Origin of the sequence: Variovorax paradoxus, assembly GCF_902712855.1 — a bacterium.
Taxonomy (GTDB): domain Bacteria; phylum Pseudomonadota; class Gammaproteobacteria; order Burkholderiales; family Burkholderiaceae_C; genus Variovorax; species Variovorax paradoxus_Q.
This window is the reverse complement of sequence record NZ_LR743507.1, coordinates 4,481,568-4,496,060: the sequence shown is the minus strand read 5'-3', so window position 1 is coordinate 4,496,060 and position 14,493 is coordinate 4,481,568. Positions and strand designations below refer to the sequence as shown.

Annotated in this window: 17 protein-coding genes and 1 pseudogene; 12 read left to right on the top strand and 6 right to left on the bottom strand. The window is 68.9% G+C overall.

The window, feature by feature from the left end:
* Nucleotides 1–70: 70 nt before the first annotated feature.
* The 3 genes from AACL56_RS20945 to AACL56_RS20935 all read left to right on the top strand — a co-directional run bounded on the left by AACL56_RS20945 (nucleotide 71) and on the right by AACL56_RS20935 (nucleotide 2,332).
* Nucleotides 71–589, top strand: a complete 519-nt coding sequence (locus AACL56_RS20945; RefSeq protein WP_339091723.1) for a GNAT family N-acetyltransferase — start codon at nucleotides 71–73, stop codon at nucleotides 587–589.
* 7 nt (nucleotides 590–596) lie between these two features.
* A complete protein-coding gene (locus tag AACL56_RS20940; protein ID WP_339091722.1) occupies nucleotides 597–1,280 on the top strand; it encodes a PepSY-associated TM helix domain-containing protein in 684 nt (227 codons plus the stop codon).
* A gap of 143 nt (nucleotides 1,281–1,423) precedes the next feature.
* The gene (locus AACL56_RS20935) at nucleotides 1,424–2,332 is read left to right on the top strand and encodes a DUF808 domain-containing protein (RefSeq protein WP_339091721.1); all 909 of its coding nucleotides are present in this window, start codon (nucleotides 1,424–1,426) and stop codon (nucleotides 2,330–2,332) included.
* A gap of 50 nt (nucleotides 2,333–2,382) precedes the next feature.
* Here AACL56_RS20935 and AACL56_RS20930 read toward each other — a convergent pair whose 3' ends face one another.
* Nucleotides 2,383–2,595, bottom strand: a complete 213-nt coding sequence (locus AACL56_RS20930; RefSeq protein WP_339091720.1) for a hypothetical protein — start codon at nucleotides 2,593–2,595, stop codon at nucleotides 2,383–2,385.
* A gap of 26 nt (nucleotides 2,596–2,621) precedes the next feature.
* Nucleotides 2,622–3,809, bottom strand: a complete 1,188-nt coding sequence (locus tag AACL56_RS20925; RefSeq protein ID WP_339091719.1) for a lactonase family protein — start codon at nucleotides 3,807–3,809, stop codon at nucleotides 2,622–2,624.
* Between the two features lie 130 nt (nucleotides 3,810–3,939).
* Between AACL56_RS20925 and AACL56_RS20920 the strand changes: the two genes are divergently transcribed.
* The 3 genes from AACL56_RS20920 (at nucleotide 3,940) to AACL56_RS20910 (ending at nucleotide 5,533) form a co-directional block, all read left to right on the top strand.
* Nucleotides 3,940–4,212, top strand: coding sequence for a DUF2164 domain-containing protein (locus AACL56_RS20920; protein ID WP_339091718.1), 273 nt, complete (start codon nucleotides 3,940–3,942; stop codon nucleotides 4,210–4,212).
* Between the two features lie 78 nt (nucleotides 4,213–4,290).
* A complete protein-coding gene (locus AACL56_RS20915) occupies nucleotides 4,291–4,713 on the top strand; it encodes a hypothetical protein (protein ID WP_339091717.1) in 423 nt (140 codons plus the stop codon).
* 19 nt (nucleotides 4,714–4,732) lie between these two features.
* A complete protein-coding gene (locus AACL56_RS20910) occupies nucleotides 4,733–5,533 on the top strand; it encodes an enoyl-CoA hydratase/isomerase family protein (protein ID WP_339091716.1) in 801 nt (266 codons plus the stop codon).
* Between the two features lie 108 nt (nucleotides 5,534–5,641).
* Here the strand turns inward: AACL56_RS20910 and AACL56_RS20905 are convergent, their stop codons facing one another.
* Together AACL56_RS20905 and AACL56_RS20900 are read right to left on the bottom strand one after the other, a co-directional pair.
* Nucleotides 5,642–6,745 carry a M14 family metallopeptidase gene (locus tag AACL56_RS20905; protein WP_339091715.1) on the bottom strand — a complete coding sequence of 368 codons (1,104 nt, stop codon included), beginning with the start codon at nucleotides 6,743–6,745 and terminating at the stop codon, nucleotides 5,642–5,644.
* Between the two features lie 49 nt (nucleotides 6,746–6,794).
* Nucleotides 6,795–8,123, bottom strand: coding sequence for an MFS transporter (locus AACL56_RS20900; protein ID WP_339091714.1), 1,329 nt, complete (start codon nucleotides 8,121–8,123; stop codon nucleotides 6,795–6,797).
* Nucleotides 8,124–8,285: 162 nt separating this feature from the next.
* Between AACL56_RS20900 and AACL56_RS20895 the strand changes: the two are divergent.
* A pseudogene (locus AACL56_RS20895) lies at nucleotides 8,286–8,411 on the top strand (helix-turn-helix domain-containing protein); the annotation flags it as partial.
* A 94-nt stretch (nucleotides 8,412–8,505) separates the two neighbouring features.
* Complete coding sequence (locus AACL56_RS20890) at nucleotides 8,506–9,186, top strand: LysR substrate-binding domain-containing protein (protein WP_339091713.1); 681 nt, start codon at nucleotides 8,506–8,508, stop codon at nucleotides 9,184–9,186.
* Between the two features lie 29 nt (nucleotides 9,187–9,215).
* Here AACL56_RS20890 and AACL56_RS20885 read toward each other — a convergent pair whose 3' ends face one another.
* Nucleotides 9,216–9,872 (bottom strand): glutathione S-transferase, encoded by a 657-nt coding sequence (locus AACL56_RS20885; RefSeq protein WP_339092914.1) that lies wholly within the window; start codon nucleotides 9,870–9,872, stop codon nucleotides 9,216–9,218.
* Between the two features lie 84 nt (nucleotides 9,873–9,956).
* On the opposite strand from AACL56_RS20885, the gene AACL56_RS20880 reads away from it, so the two are divergent.
* From AACL56_RS20880 to zigA, 4 genes are all read left to right on the top strand, one after another.
* On the top strand, nucleotides 9,957–10,826 hold the full coding sequence (locus AACL56_RS20880; RefSeq protein WP_339092913.1) for a helix-turn-helix domain-containing protein: 870 nt from the start codon (nucleotides 9,957–9,959) through the stop codon (nucleotides 10,824–10,826).
* 56 nt (nucleotides 10,827–10,882) lie between these two features.
* On the top strand, nucleotides 10,883–11,704 hold the full coding sequence (locus AACL56_RS20875) for an SDR family oxidoreductase (protein WP_339091712.1): 822 nt from the start codon (nucleotides 10,883–10,885) through the stop codon (nucleotides 11,702–11,704).
* Nucleotides 11,705–11,806: 102 nt separating this feature from the next.
* Nucleotides 11,807–12,520: a DUF899 family protein gene (locus AACL56_RS20870; protein ID WP_339091711.1), complete on the top strand. Its 714-nt coding sequence runs from the start codon at nucleotides 11,807–11,809 to the stop codon at nucleotides 12,518–12,520.
* Between the two features lie 113 nt (nucleotides 12,521–12,633).
* Nucleotides 12,634–13,827 carry a zinc metallochaperone GTPase ZigA gene (zigA, locus tag AACL56_RS20865; protein ID WP_339091710.1) on the top strand — a complete coding sequence of 398 codons (1,194 nt, stop codon included), beginning with the start codon at nucleotides 12,634–12,636 and terminating at the stop codon, nucleotides 13,825–13,827.
* A 111-nt stretch (nucleotides 13,828–13,938) separates the two neighbouring features.
* Here the strand turns inward: zigA and AACL56_RS20860 are convergent, their stop codons facing one another.
* Nucleotides 13,939–14,409, bottom strand: coding sequence for a Fur family transcriptional regulator (locus AACL56_RS20860; protein ID WP_339091709.1), 471 nt, complete (start codon nucleotides 14,407–14,409; stop codon nucleotides 13,939–13,941).
* Between the last annotated feature and the right edge of the window lie 84 nt (nucleotides 14,410–14,493).

The window sequence follows — 14,493 nt, the reverse complement described above, 5'->3', positions numbered from 1 at the left end:
TTACGACGGATGCAGCGGGCAGTTTAGCGGTGCGGCGACAATACGAGGTCCCATTGATTTCCCCGCATTCATGTCAGATTACGAAGTTCGCCCCGCCACCCTGCGCGACGCCAAGGCCGTCGCCGAAGTCCATGCCCTGGCCGCCAAGGCCGCCTACCAGGGCATCCTCCCCGAAGAAGAACTGCCCGTGGTGGCCCCGGCCGCGCGCGAGGCCAAGTGGCGTGAAGCCATCGAGTACAGCGAACCGCAGGTTCGCGTGGCCGTGCTGGGCAGCGAAATCGTCGGCTTCGTGGGCTTCGACCGCTCGCGCGACCCCAAGACCCCGCCCACCACCGGCGAGATCTGGGCCATCTACGTCAAGCCCGAGCACTGGGACAAGGGTGTTGGCGTGGCCCTCTGGGACGCCGCCCGTGAAGGCCTGGAAGAAGAAGGCTGCACCACCGTCACGGTGTGGGTGCCCATTCGCAACGACCGCGCGCTGCGCTTCCACGAACTCGCCGGCTTCAAGCGCGAGATGAAGACCGCCAAGACGACCGCCATGGGCTCCGTGCGCGTCGAGGAGATCCGCCTCAAGCGCAACGTGATCTGAGCCCGGCATGAGCACCGAAGGCACCACCCTCGACCACGCCGCGCGCGTGCGCGCCCACCAGCGCCGCACGGCCGCGGTGCAGTGGATCCGCCGCACCCACGGCTGGTTCGGTCTGTGGGGCGCGGTGCTGGGGCTGCTGTTCGGTTTCAGCGGCATCTGGCTCAACCACCGCAACGTGCTGAAGCTGCCGCAGGCCCAGGAGCGCACCCGCGCCCAGCTGGCGCTGCCCGACCCCGTGCCGGAGACGCCCGAGGCCATGAGCCAGTGGCTGCAGGGCGCGCTGCGCATGAGCGGGCCGCCCAACAGCACGCGCATCGAGGCGGCCAGGCCCGTTGCCTGGGCCGACAGGAGCGACAAGACCGCCCCGGCGCTCACGCAGCCCGCGCACTGGGTGTTCAATTTCGGCGGTCCCAACGAAATCGTGCAGGCGGAGTACTGGCACGGCAACCGCTCGGTCGGCGTGGCCACCACCCACAACGGCTTCGTCGCCACGCTCACCAACATGCACAAGGGCGGCGGCATGCCGCTGCCCTGGATCCTGCTGGTCGACACGCTGGCCGGCAGCCTGATCTTCCTGTCGCTGTCGGGCGTGGCGCTGTGGATGCTCACGCACCGTCGACGCCGCGTGGGACTGGCCCTGTTCGGCGCGTCGCTGTTCGCGGTGCTGGCCCTGGCGCTGAGCGCCCTCTAGCCCCTCCGGGGTCCGATTCGAGAGACTGAAAGTTTGCATTCCGGCCGCGGCTCGCCGCGTTCGGGGCTCGTGCGTACGGGTATTGCAAGGGCGGCTGCCGGCTGCGGCTAAGCTCGCCGCTTCATTTTCAGCCCACCTTTTCCATGGCCACCAGCCTTCTCCTGCTGCTCGACGATATCGCGACCGTTCTCGACGACGTGTCGATCCTCACCAAAGTGGCCGCCAAGAAAACGGCCGGCGTCCTGGGCGACGACCTCGCGCTCAATGCGCAGCAGGTGACCGGCGTGAAGGCCGAACGCGAGATCCCGGTGGTCTGGGCGGTGTGCAAGGGCTCCTTCATCAACAAGGCCATCCTGGTGCCCGCGGCGCTGGCCATCGGCACGTGGCTGCCCTGGCTAGTGACGCCCCTGCTCATGGTGGGCGGCGCGTTCCTCTGCTTCGAAGGCTTCGAGAAGCTCGCCCACAAGTTCCTGCACAGGAAGGAACACGACGCCGGCACAGAGCGCCACGAGAAGGCCGTGGCCGATGCTTCGGTCGACGTGGTCGCGATGGAGAAGGACAAGATCAAGGGTGCGGTGCGCACCGACTTCATCCTCTCGGCGGAAATCATCGCCATCACGCTGGGCACCGTACAGGGCCAGCCTTTTCTGACGCAACTGAGCGTGCTGGTCGGCATTGCACTGATCATGACCATCGGCGTGTACGGCCTGGTGGCCGGCATCGTGAAGCTCGACGACGCGGGCCTGTACCTGAGCCAGCGCGCAAGCGCCGCATCGCAGGCTCTCGGCCGCGGCATCCTGTGGGCGGCGCCCTGGCTCATGAAGGCGCTGTCGGTGGCCGGCACCGCCGCCATGTTCCTCGTGGGCGGCGGCATCCTGGTGCACGGCGTGCCGGCGGTCGGCCATGCGGTGGAAGACTGGGCCAAGGCCACGGGCGGCGTGTTCGGCACGCTCGGCTCGATGGGCGTGAACGCCGGCGTGGGCCTGGTCGCCGGCGCGGTGGTGCTGGCTGTGGTGGAACTGGTCGGCAAGCTGCGCGGCAAGAAGGCCTGAGCGGGCCGGCCAGTCCGACGAAACCCGCCGAGAGGCGGGTTTTTCGTTTTCTACTGGCGCTTCCTGCCCAGCTTCAGCAGCTCGACCACAATCAGCACCGCGCCCAGCACCAGCGCGAACCAGCCCACCAGGTAGGCGCCAGCGACCATCTCGAACCAGCGCGTGCCCTGCAGGAAGCGCGGCCCCAGCAGCACGGCGGCGCCGATCACCAGGCAGAGGATGCCGCGCTCGAGCGTGCGGAGTTGTCGTTTGGGTTGCGCCATGGCTTCTTCGTTCGGGGGAAAGTGGATCAGTGCGTCATTGTCCCGCGCATTGCCGCGGGATGCCCCTGCAGCGGCACCGACTTGCCCGTGGGCACGAGCGTGTCGCCGTCGAGCCGCAGGATCGAGATGTCCTGGTCGATGAAGTTGCCTACGTAGAGGTACTTGCCGTCGGCGCTCCATACCGCGCCCTCCGGCAGGCCGCGCACCACCACCTCGTTGGCGCGCGTGACCTTCTTGCCGTCGATCTTCAGCAGCACCACGGAACCGTCGCGGTTGTAGAAGTAGGCGTTCTTCGCCGAGTTGCTGCCGCGCAGGATCACGGCCACCGCATGCCTGCCGGTCGGGCTCACCGCCAGGCCTTCGGGACCGTCGCCGACCACGACCTTGTCGACCACGCGCGGCGGCGCGGCTTCCATGTCGATCACGCTCACGGTGTCGACCTGCCCGTCGGACGCGCCCGAGTTGCCGTTGTCAGCCGTCAACGCCAGCTTGCCGTCGGGCGTCACGTCGACGTTGTAGGGCCACAGGCCCGCCGCGAGGTCGACCTTGTTGTAGCTGACCTTCTCGCCGTTCACGTCGAGCAGCGCGATCTTGTGGCTCGGAAACTTCGCGGCCAGGGCGCGTTTGCCGTCGGGCGTGAAGCGCACGTGCGCCACCGAGTCGCCCATGGCGACGGTGTCGATCGGCGTCACCTTCTTGCCCGCGATGCGCAGCACGCTCACCGAGTTGTCGGCGCGGTTGGCCACCAGTGCCAGCGTGCCCGCACGGTTGATCGACAGGCCCGACGGCTGCTTGCCGAGCTGCAGCGTGTCGAGCAGCTTCGGCGGCGTGGTGGTCAGGTCGATCACGAACAGGCGGTTGTCGGGCACCTGCTTGCGCACGCCGTTTTCCTCGATGACGTTGAGCGAATTGGCCACCAGGGCCAGCGTCTCGCCCGGCGTGATCGCGAGGTTGGTCGGCGGGCCGGCGATGGTGTTGTCCAGTTGCAGCGTGCCGAGCACCTTGGGCGCGAGCGGGTCGGTACCGATGTCGAGCACCTGCACCGTGTCGCGGCCCATCGGGCCGAGCATCACGCCGCCGGCGTCGTTCCACGACTGCTTCTCGTCGTTGGCGACCAGCATCAGCTGCCGCTGCGGCACGGTCGGGGTCATGTTCGTGCAGCCGGCGATGGTGGCGAGCGCGAGGGCCGCGAGCGCGGCAGTGCGGGTCTTCATGTGTCTGTCTCCGGTGTTGTTGTGTGGTGCGCATGGTAGCGAACGGCACACCCGGAGACCGGGCGCAGTTTCGTCGCCGGGCCCGCGCCCGGCACAATCGACCGACCGAACTCCTGAGGCACCGGAACCCATGACCATCGAGATTTCGAAGGAAGCGCGCCAGCAGGCGATCACGTCCATCGAGCGCTATTTCCGCGAGAACATGGAAGAGCCGATCGGCAACATCGCCGCGGGCGCCTTGCTCGGCTTCTTCCTCGAAGAGGTCGGCCCGCTGGTCTACAACAAGGCCGTGGCCGAGGTGCAGGAACGTCTGCAGTTGCGCATCTCGGAGATCGACCTCGAGGTGCACGAGGACGAATTCCAGTACTGGCGAAAGTTCGACAAGCAGAAGAAGGGCAGGTAGGCGCGTTGCAGGGGTGCGTCGCGTGCGCGCATCGCGGCGCATTCAAAAGTGCTTCAAAACGTTGCAAAATCCGTCGCCATGCATCTTCACCGCACGCCCCTTCGTTCCGCGCTCAACGGCGTCCTGCGCACCCTGGCCGCGTTGCCTCTTGTGCTTGCCGCATCGCAGGCCGGTGCACAGCAGAAACCGTCCGACTTCCCGCTCGATGCCGTCGGCTACCTGAACGAGGAGCTGCCGCGCATGGAGGCCGCCATCGCGGCGAAGGACCGCAGCTTCTTCCACGGCGCGATGGTCCGCACGGTGCAGTTCTCGGAGCGCTGGGGCTTCAAGGTCACGGCCAACCCCGACCTCGCGGCTTACCCGATGTGCACGGCCGCCGTGATGGACTACGCTGTGGTCGGCATGTGCAGGCTGGCGCCATCCGACGAATGCGAACCGGGGCTTCCCTCGCGCTTCGATGCGAACGTGCAGCGCTGCCGCGAAGTCGCCACCAGGAAATAGCCGAAAGACACAACCCGCCATGGACTACGCCGCCCGCTACCAGACCCTTGCCATCGAGCGCCGCGGTGCGAACGGCGCGGTGCTCGACATCCGGATGCGCGCGACCAACGGCAAGCTGCCCACCGCAGGCCACGACGGCCACAGGGAGCTCGCGGAGATCTGGCGCGACGTGTCGGCCGACGACACCGTGCGCTGCGCGGTGCTGCGGGGCGAGGGCATGGGCTTCTCGGGCGGCGGCGACCTGGCCATGGTGCAGGACATGACCACCGACGACGCGGTGCGCCAGCGCGTCTGGAAAGAGGCGCGCGACCTCGTCTACAACATCATCAACTGCGACAAGCCCATCGTGAGCGCCATGCATGGCCCGGCGGTGGGCGCGGGGCTGGTGGCGGGCCTGCTGGCCGACATCTCCATCGCCACGAAGAACGCGAAGATCGTCGACGGTCACACGCGCCTGGGCGTGGCCGCCGGCGACCACGCCGCCATCGTCTGGCCGCTGCTGTGCGGCATGGCCAAGGCCAAGTACCACCTGCTGCTGTGCGAGCCGGTGAGCGGCGAGGAGGCCGAGCGCATCGGCCTGGTGTCGCTCGCGGTGGACGAGGCCGAGCTGCTGCCGCGCGCCTACGAGGTGGCCGACCGTCTTGCGGCCGGCAGCCAGAGCGCCATCCGGCTGACCAAGTACGCACTGAACAACTGGCTGCGCCAGGCCGGCCCCACATTCGACGCCTCGCTGGCGCTCGAATTCATGGGCTTTGCTGGTGCCGACGTGCGCGAAGGCGTGGCCTCGCTGCGCGAGAGGCGCGCGCCGAACTTCGGCTGATTGCCGGAGGTTCTTCGCAGGACACCACGGAACCGGCTTGGCCGCGCCGCAGGTGTCGCCCCCTGAAAGGGGGCTGGCGAAGCGGCACGCAGCGCGCGAAGCCCGGGGTCAGCTCGACTTCAATCCCTGCAGGGTCTGCAGCAGCACGACGCGGGTCTGCCCGAGGATCATCCCCTTCCATTCGTCGTTGTCGCAGTAGAACGCGTCGCGCAATTGCTGGCGGATCTCGCGCTTCTGCGCATCGGGCGCCTCGGGATGGCGGCGCAGCCAGGTGTCGGCGCGCAGGCGCGTGAGCACCTCGAGGTCGGGCAGCGTGCCGAACTCCAGACCCATCGGCGCGATCTTCGCGTTCGGGCATTCGTCGTACGCGGTCGAGATCACCGGGCCCGACACGTCGGCCGAGGCCGAGTCGCCGGCGAACGGTGCGAACACGTCGGCGCCCCACCAGGCGTGCGCCCGCGCGAGGTCTTCGGGCGTGTTGCGGCCCGGGTAGATCTTCTCGCCGTGGCCGTAGGGGCCCAGGCCGGTGTGCACGTCGATCCAGCCGATGTGCGTCGCCGACGCCGCGTACTTGCGCAGGATCGCGCGGATCGTGCCGTTGCTCCACGACGGCGCAGTGCCGCCGTAGAACACGCCATCGGGCGAGGTGTACTGGCCCTTGGTCACGGCCGCGCGGAAGGCGCGCATGCCGTGCTTCTCGACATACGCGGCGACGGCTGCCTCGTCGGCGGGCGTCGGCGGCCAGGAGGCCGGCAGCACCAGGGGCTCGACGTCGGCGTACTCGGCGTTCACCGGCAGCGGTGCGCTGAAGTCGATGTGGTTGCGGTTGAGGTCGATGTTGTCCTCGTTCGTGCGGTGCAGGTGCGAGAAGCCGTGCGGGTTCACCGCGTGGACCAGCAGCAGCGCTACGCCCGCCTGCTCGAGCCGGGCGAGCAGGTCGGCGTCGTTCAGGGTGGCCACCTGCGTGCCCGAGCCGCAGAAGCCTTCGGGGCCGTGCGTGCCCGAGGTGACGAGCAGCAGCTTCTTCGCGTCCTTCGCGCCGATCAGCGCCACGTCGGTGGCGAGTTCTTCGCCGAGCGCACCGCGATGCGCGTCGAGCACGAACGACTCGACGGCCGCGCCGCGCTGGGCGGCGGCCTCGAGGAACTTGGCGCGGGCTTCGACGTACGTGCCCGAGAAATACCGCGCGGCGGCGGAACGTTGCGTTGGCATGGTGTGGGGTTCCAGTGTTTTCGTTGAACGGAAAAGTCGTCGGTGCGCGTCAGGCCGCGGCGTGCGCGCCGGCCGCATCGATGTCGCGCCCGGTGTGGTCGCGCAGCCAGAGCAGCCCGAGCAGCGAAACCACGGTCATCGCCACCAGGTACCAGGCGGGCGCCAGCTTGCTGCCGGTGGCGTTCAGCAGCCAGGTGCTGATGAAGGGGGCGAAGCCGCCGAACAGGGCCACGCCCACGCTGTACACGAGCGACATGCCGCTCGCGCGCACGGGTTTGGGGAACATCTCCGGCAGCATCGTGATGCCGGGCACGGTCTGCACCACCAGGCCCACGCTGAACACGCCGAGCACCACGAAAAGCACCGTGGGCGTGGGCGAGGCGTTGAGCCACAGGAAGCCCGGATAGATCAGCGCGGCCAACGCGATGCGGCTCCACACGATGAGCGGCTTGCGGCCGACCTTGTCCGACAGAGTGCCGACGAAGGGCGCGAACGCGAACGAGATGAGGCCGGTGAGCGCCGCACCGAACAGCGCCACCGACGGCGTGAAGCCGAGTTCGCGCACCGCGTAGGTCGGCATGTAGAAGGTCACCACGTAGGCCGCCGTGGTGCCGCCCACCAGCGAAAGAATGGCGGCCAGCACCGTCTTGCCGTGCCGCGTGCAGACGATCTTCAGGCTGCTCTCGCGCGGTGCGGCGGCTTCGGCCGGCGAGATGTGCAGCGATTCCTCGAGGTGGCGGCGGATGTACATGCCCACCGGCGCGATCAGCATGCCGATGACGAAGGGCACGCGCCAGCCCCAACTTTGCATCGCCTCGGGCGACAGCGCGGTCGTGAGCACGCCCACCACCACCGCGCCCATCAGCACGCCCAGGCCCTGGCTGGCGAACTGCCAGCTCGCCATATAGCCGCGGTTGGCCGGCGTGGCGTGCTCGACCAGCAACGTGGTCGATGCGCCCACCTCGCCACCGGCCGAGAAGCCCTGGATGAGCCGCGCCAGCACGATCACGATGGGGGCTGCCACGCCGATGGCCGCATAGGTGGGCGTGAAGGCGATCATGGCGCAGCCCAGCGCCATCAGGAAGATGGTGAGGGTCATGGCCTTCTTGCGGCCCGCGCGGTCGGCATAGGCGCCGATCACGATGCCGCCCAGCGGACGCATGATGAAGCCCACGCCGAAGCTGGCCACGGTCAGCAGCAGCTGGCCGTACGAGTTGAAGGTCGGGAAGAACAGCTTGCCGATCACCAGTGCCAGGAAGCCGTACACGGTGAAGTCGAAGAACTCCAGCCCATTGCCGATGGTGGTGGCAACGATGGTCTGGCGCCGCCGCGCTGGCGAGGAAGATGACGGCGAGGGCGGGTGGCTAGGAATGCTCATGTCTTTCCAGTTGTGCTTTTCGAGGGGTCTGTCAGGAAGAGGGTTCGGCCTGACCGCGCCGGATGCTAGAGACTCGATGCTGTCATGAAAAGACAATAATTGGGGCGGCAAGATAACTTTTGGTTGTCATGGAAAAAACCCTGTGACACCGCGCAGCAGCCGATGAAACCCAACCAGTTGCACGCCTTCGTGGCGGTGGTCGAGCAGATGAGCATCCGCGCCGCCGCGCGCGTGCTGGGCATATCCCAGCCGGCGGTGACCAAGATCGTGCGCGAACTGGAGCGCGAGGTGGGCGCGCCGCTGGTGGAGCGCAGCGTGAAGGGCGTGCGCCTCACCGAGTTCGGCCAGGCCTTCGCCCCGCGCGCGGCTGCTGCTGGCCGACATGCAGCGCGCCCGGGACGAGATCGCGCAGATCCGCGACGGCGCCACCGGCTCGGTGTCGCTGGCGGTGAGCGCCTCGTTCGCGCTCACCGTGCTGCCCGCGGCCTTCAAGGACTTCCACAGGCGACTGCCCGCGGTCGAGGTCCAGTTCAGCGAGGCCGTGCTGCCCTGGATGCTCGCGCGGCTGCGCGACGGCTACCTCGACTTCGCGGTGGCGCACGTGGTGCCGGGCACGCTCGACCCGCAGTTCGAGGCGCTCGAGCTGTTCCCGGTGCAACTGGTGGTGGGCATGCGCAACCGCCACCCGTTGCGCGGCGCCCGGTCGCTCCTCGACCTCTACGACGCCGAGTGGATCCTGCCGGGGGACGACCACCGCGGCCGCGATTCGGTGGCTCCGCTGTTCACCCCGCTGGGGCTGCCACCGCCCGCGCGCATCATCCAGGGCCAGTCGGTCACCGTGGCGCTGGCGCTGGTGGGCAACATGGACCTGATCGGCCTGTTCGTCGAGCCGCTCCTCAAGCTCACCTTCAAGCGGCACGGGATCCGCCGCGTCGAGGTCGAGGAACACCTGCCGATGCTCAACGTCTGCGTGGTGCGCCGGCGCGGGCAGCCGACGACGCCTGCGGCGCAGCACTTCATCGAGTGCATACAGCGGGCCTCGCTGGCGGCCGCGGCGCCGTAAGGCAATTCGGCAGGGCGGCTCAGGGCCAGTCAGGGCGGCGGAGGAAAACCGACACCCGGTTCGCCGCTCTTCCAGGGTGCGTACTTGTGCATGGCGCGCTCGAACAGCGCCGAGCCGGTCCATGCGGCCAGCCATGCCTGCAGGCGCGGCCAGGGCTGCGCACCGAACCATGCGGCGTCGACCATCGCGAACTGGCGCACGAAGGGCATGAGCGCCGCATCGGCCAGCGTGGCATGGCCGCCGGCGAGCTGCGGCGAATCGCCCAGCCGCGCTTCCAGCCCAGACAAAAAATGCGCGCCGCGCCCGCGCGCCAGCTCGCCGCCCTCGGCGTGGCGGTCGGGGTACTTGTAGCGGTCGAGCTGCCGCTTGAATTCGCCATCGCATTCGGCGACCAGCGCCAGCATGTCCTGCAGCGTGCCGCTGGCGGGCTGCAGCCAGCGCTGCGGGTCGTTGCGCTGCAGCGCCCACAGCATCACGTCCAGGCTTTGTTCGATCACCGAGCCGTCCTCTGCCAGCAGCACCGGCACCGTGCCCTTGGGCGATGCCGAAAGCATCTCGGCGGGCTTGTTCTTCAGCGCCACTTCGCGAAGCTCGCAGGCCTGTTCGCTCACCATCAGCGCGAGGCGGGCGCGCATCGCGTAGGGGCAGCGGCGGAACGAGTAGAGGACGGGGTGCGCGGCGGGCATGCGGTGGACCGGTGGGCGAAGCGGCCGATTTTCGGCGACCGTGCGTCGCTCGCGTCGCCTCGGGTTTTTACACACAATCGCCGCATGAGCGAACGCCTCTTCCTCCGGCTCGACGACGACCCGTTGCACGGGCCTGAATCGGGCGTGCCCGCCGGCACGCTGCGCGCGTTCCCGGTGCACGCGTCGCTGCGTGGCAGCGTCGCCCACATCCTGGCGTACCGCGAGACTTTTTCCGAAGGACATGAGACCGATGAGCGCGTGGTGCCCGACGGTGCGGTGCGGCTGGTCTTCAACCTCGGCGATGCACCGTCGGCCAATGGCGTGCCGGGCCGGGCGGTGGAGGCCATCGGTGCATCGGCCACGCCGGTGGTGGTGCGCATGCGCCGCAGGGTCGAGGGTCTTTCCGTCACCCTGAGAACCGGTGCCGCCGCGGCACTGCTGGGCGTGCCGGCCGGCGAGATCGGCGGCAGCGCGGTGCACCTCGATGCGCTGTGGCGCGGCGAGGGGGCGTCGCTGCTCGAGCGCATGGCCGATGCACCGGGCGACGCGGCCAGGGTCGCGGTGCTCCAGGCCGCGCTGCAACAGCGGCAACGCAGCGACGCGATCGCAGTCGGCGCTGTCGCCACGCATGCCGCACAACTCATCGTCGCTTCGGGCGGGCGGCGCGCGCTGCGCGAGGTGGCCGCTGCGGTCGGTGTCGGCGAACGGCGGCTGCAGCAGCTCTTTCGGGCACACGTCGGCCTTTCGCCGAGGGCCTGGAGCCGGCTCGCGCGAATGCACGCATGCCTGCGCGCATTGCGGACGCAGCCCTCGCCAGCCTGGGCCGAGGTGGCGCTGGAAGGCGGCTTCTACGACCAGCCGCACCTGGTCAACGAGTTCCGCGCGTTGTGCGGCGTCACGCCGACCGAGTTCGTGGGCCACACCATTTCGGGTTCTTCCAAGACGGTGGGCTGAAGGCGGCCTATCTTCGGCCGCTCCAGACCACATCCACCGAAGGAGCGACGAAGAAGATGCAGAACGACCAACCGGCAAGCCGCCCGCTGAAGGATCGTGTGGCCGTGGTGACCGGCGCGAGCCGCGGCGCGGGGCGCGGCATCGCGATCGAGCTCGGTGCCGCAGGTGCCACGGTCTACGTCACCGGCCGAAGCACGCGCGCGCAGCCTGCCGCGAGCTACGGGCAACTGCTGGCGCTGTCCGGCATGGAGGCATTGCCCGGCACCATCGACGCAACCGCCGACGAGGTCTCGCGCCAGGGCGGTCGCGGCATTGCGGTGCGGTGCGACCACGAGAGCTTCGACGGCGTGTTCGAGGCGCCGTTCTGGACGCACCCGCTGGCCCACTGGGATTCGATGTTCGATCGCGGCGTGCGCAACCACCTGCTGGCCAGCCGCTGCGCGGCGCCGCTGATGGTGCGGTGCAGGCAGGGGCTCATCGTCACCACCACCTTCTGGGACCGCGGCCACTACCTGCGCGGCAACCTGTTCTACGACCTCGCCAAGGCGTCGATGACGCGGCTGGCCTTCGGCATGGCGCAGGAACTCGCGCCGCACGGCGTGGCGTCGGTGGCGCTGTCGCCGGGTTGGATGCGGACCGAGTTCGTGCTGGCCGGCCACAAGACCGACGAGGCGCACTGGCAGGAGCGCCCGGAACTGGCGCGTACCGAGTCGCCGCGCTACCTGGGGCGCGCGGTGGCAGCGCTGGCGGGCGATGCGAAGGTGCTCGACAGGACCGGCGAGGTGCTGCGCGTGGCCGACCTGGCGCGCGAATACGGTTTCACCGACATCGACGGCCGGCAGCCTGCACCTTTCGAGATGGCGCAGGACGCCCCGTAGGACAAGTACGCGGCCGACTGGAGAAAACCGCGTACCGGCAATGGACCGCGCACGGGCGCACGATGGGTGCCGGTTTGTTGATCACTCAGGAGGTGACCTGCCATGTCCGCCACAGTCGCAAGCGCCGAACTGGCCTCTGCCAGCCGGCTCGCCCATGCCAACACCGTCCGGTTCCCCGGCGAGAGCGTGGCCTACCGGCGCGCGCGCACCGAGCTTCTGGCCGAGGAGATCGATCTGCGCCGCCGCATCGAGCGCGTGGCGGAAATGCGCCGTGCGCTGCCGCCGGGCGGCGAGGTGCCCGAGGACTACGAGTTCCAGGGCGTCCATGGGCCGGTCAGGTTCTCCGAGCTCTTCGGCAAGCACGACACGCTGATCACCTACAACTGGATGTTCGGTACGAAGCGCGAGCGGCCGTGTCCCATGTGCACTTCGCTGCTGAGCGCCTACGACGGCGAGATGCCCGACATTCTCCAGCGCGTGTCGTTCGCCGTGATCGCCACGTCGCCCATCGAGCGCATGAGCGCGTTCGCCGCCGAACGCGGCTGGCGCCACCTGCCGCTGTACTCGTCGGCCGGCAACGACTTCAACCGCGACTATGCCGGCGAGACCCCCGACAGCGGGGACAACGCGGCGTTCAACGTGTTCCGCCGGGACGGCCGGACGCTGCGCCACTTCTGGGCCGCCGAGATGGGTGCCGGCTCCGCCGACCCCGGCCAGGACCCGCGCGGCGCGCCCGACCCGATGCCGATCTGGAACCTGCTCGACATGACGCCCGAGGGGCGGGGCAAGGACTGGTATCCGAAGCTGAGCTACTAGCATCGGGCGGGGCTGCGCTCCGCAGCGAGAAACGTCGGTGTGCTCCATCAAACGCAACCGTGTTGCATTGGTTTCTATAATGCAATGCTGTTGCAATACATGGAGCCTGCCTCATGGCCGACCGCCTTCCCGTCACCGTGCTTTCCGGCTTCCTGGGCGCCGGCAAGACCACGCTGCTGAACCACATCCTCCACAACCGAGAAGGCCGCCGCGTGGCAGTCATCGTGAACGACATGAGCGAGGTCAACATCGACGCCGCACTGGTGCGCGACGGCGGCGCGAAACTGTCGCGCACCGAAGAGAAGCTGGTCGAGATGAGCAACGGCTGCATCTGCTGCACCCTGCGCGAGGACCTGCTGGTCGAGGTGCGGCGGCTCGCCAGGGAAAAGCGCTTCGACCAACTGGTGATCGAGTCCACCGGCATCTCCGAGCCGCTGCCCGTGGCCGAGACCTTCACCTTTGCCGGCGAGGACGGCAAGAGCCTGGGCGACGTGGCGCGGCTCGACACCATGGTGACGGTGGTCGACGCCTTCAACTTCCTGCGCGACTACAGCTCGGCCGACAGCCTCGGCCAGCGCGGGCAGTCGCTCGGCGACGAGGACACGCGCACCGTGGTCGACCTGCTGATCGAGCAGGTCGAGTTCTGCGACGTGCTGGTGGTCAACAAGACCGATCTCGTCAGCGCCGAAGAGCGCGAGCGGCTCATGGCCATCCTGCGCAGCCTCAACCCGCGTGCGCGCATCGAGGTGTCGGCGTTCGGCCGCGTGCCGCTCGACAGCGTGCTCGACACCGGCCTGTTCGACTTCGAGCAGGCCGAGCAGGCGCCCGGCTGGCTGGCCGAGCTGCGCGGCGAGCACGTGCCCGAGAGCGAGGCGTACGGCATCCGCAGCTTCGTGTATCGCTCGCGGCTGCCGTTCCATCCGATGCGCTTCTGGAAGCTCGTGCAGAGCGAATGGGAAGGCGTGGTGCGCTCGAAGGGCTTCTTCTGGCTCGCCAGCCGCGCGACGCGGGCCGGCTCGTGGTCGCAGGCCGGCGGTGCCTGCCGCTACGGCGCAGCCGGCTTCTGGTGGGCGGCGGTGCCGCGCGAACACTGGCCGACCGAGCCCGAGGCGCTGGCGCTGATCCACGCCAACTGGGACCCCGCGACCGGCGATGCGCGCCAGGAACTGGTGCTGATCGGCATCGGCATGGACGAAGCCGCGCTGCGCGCCCGGCTCGACGCCTGTCTGCTCACCGAGGACGAGATGCGCTTCGGCGCCTCGTGGTGGCAGAACTTCCCCGATCCTTTTCCATCCTGGAACCAATGAACGCGTGAATTGCGCGAATTCCGCGGAACCGGCTTCGCCGGGCCGCAGGCGTTGCCCCCTGCAAGGGGGTTGGCGCAGCGACACGACGTGCGCGAAACCTGGGGGTTGGTTCTATTTGCAGTCGCCGCACGTGCCGTGCAGCGTCAGGGCCGTGTGGCGGGTGTCGATGCCCTGCTTGCGCAGCGCCCGTCCCAGCCGGCCCATGACCTTGGGCAGTTCCGGGTCGGACGGCAGCGCCAGCACCTTGTGGCACTGGTCGCATTCGAAGGTGTTGCCCGACGCAGCCTCCACATGCCGCGAGAAGCGGTTGACCCGGTCGGCGCCCACGCGGCGGTCGCACAGCCCGGCGTCGACCAGCCGGTCGAGCACGCGGTAGACGGTGACCCGGTCGGGCGCCTCACCGGTGGCGGTGGTGTAGGCCGCGGCCACTTCCTCGTGCGTCAGCGGCTGCGAGGTGTACTCGAGCAGCTGCAGAACGGTCTGCGCCGCACGCGTCACGCGCAGGCCGGCGTCGCGCAGCAGCGATTCGCTGTCGAACGCAGCGGCAGGAGGGGGCTTCGGGTGCGAGGGCGTGGTCTTCATGCGAAACGCCATTGTGTTGCATCCGGCCGTGCCGCGGTGGGGCCGCGGGCAATCGCCCGGTTGCCGTGCCAGATAATCGGCCGC

Bases quoted from the DNA above. Each gene is read 5' to 3' on its own strand.
- AACL56_RS20880 (WP_339092913.1), top strand. From the start codon at position 9,957: ATGAGCGAACGCCTCTTCCTCCGGCTCGACGACGACCCGTTGCACGGG.
- AACL56_RS20875 (WP_339091712.1), top strand. From the start codon at position 10,883: ATGCAGAACGACCAACCGGCAAGCCGCCCGCTGAAGGATCGTGTGGCC.
- AACL56_RS20860 (WP_339091709.1), bottom strand. From the start codon at position 14,409: ATGAAGACCACGCCCTCGCACCCGAAGCCCCCTCCTGCCGCTGCGTTC.
- AACL56_RS20870 (WP_339091711.1), top strand. From the start codon at position 11,807: ATGTCCGCCACAGTCGCAAGCGCCGAACTGGCCTCTGCCAGCCGGCTC.
- AACL56_RS20935 (WP_339091721.1), top strand. From the start codon at position 1,424: ATGGCCACCAGCCTTCTCCTGCTGCTCGACGATATCGCGACCGTTCTC.
- AACL56_RS20890 (WP_339091713.1), top strand. From the start codon at position 8,506: ATGCAGCGCGCCCGGGACGAGATCGCGCAGATCCGCGACGGCGCCACC.
- AACL56_RS20940 (WP_339091722.1), top strand. From the start codon at position 597: ATGAGCACCGAAGGCACCACCCTCGACCACGCCGCGCGCGTGCGCGCC.
- zigA (WP_339091710.1), top strand. From the start codon at position 12,634: ATGGCCGACCGCCTTCCCGTCACCGTGCTTTCCGGCTTCCTGGGCGCC.
- AACL56_RS20915 (WP_339091717.1), top strand. From the start codon at position 4,291: ATGCATCTTCACCGCACGCCCCTTCGTTCCGCGCTCAACGGCGTCCTG.
- AACL56_RS20920 (WP_339091718.1), top strand. From the start codon at position 3,940: ATGACCATCGAGATTTCGAAGGAAGCGCGCCAGCAGGCGATCACGTCC.
- AACL56_RS20925 (WP_339091719.1), bottom strand. From the start codon at position 3,809: ATGAAGACCCGCACTGCCGCGCTCGCGGCCCTCGCGCTCGCCACCATC.
- AACL56_RS20885 (WP_339092914.1), bottom strand. From the start codon at position 9,872: ATGCCCGCCGCGCACCCCGTCCTCTACTCGTTCCGCCGCTGCCCCTAC.
- AACL56_RS20945 (WP_339091723.1), top strand. From the start codon at position 71: ATGTCAGATTACGAAGTTCGCCCCGCCACCCTGCGCGACGCCAAGGCC.
- AACL56_RS20910 (WP_339091716.1), top strand. From the start codon at position 4,733: ATGGACTACGCCGCCCGCTACCAGACCCTTGCCATCGAGCGCCGCGGT.
- AACL56_RS20905 (WP_339091715.1), bottom strand. From the start codon at position 6,745: ATGCCAACGCAACGTTCCGCCGCCGCGCGGTATTTCTCGGGCACGTAC.
- AACL56_RS20900 (WP_339091714.1), bottom strand. From the start codon at position 8,123: ATGAGCATTCCTAGCCACCCGCCCTCGCCGTCATCTTCCTCGCCAGCG.
- AACL56_RS20930 (WP_339091720.1), bottom strand. From the start codon at position 2,595: ATGGCGCAACCCAAACGACAACTCCGCACGCTCGAGCGCGGCATCCTC.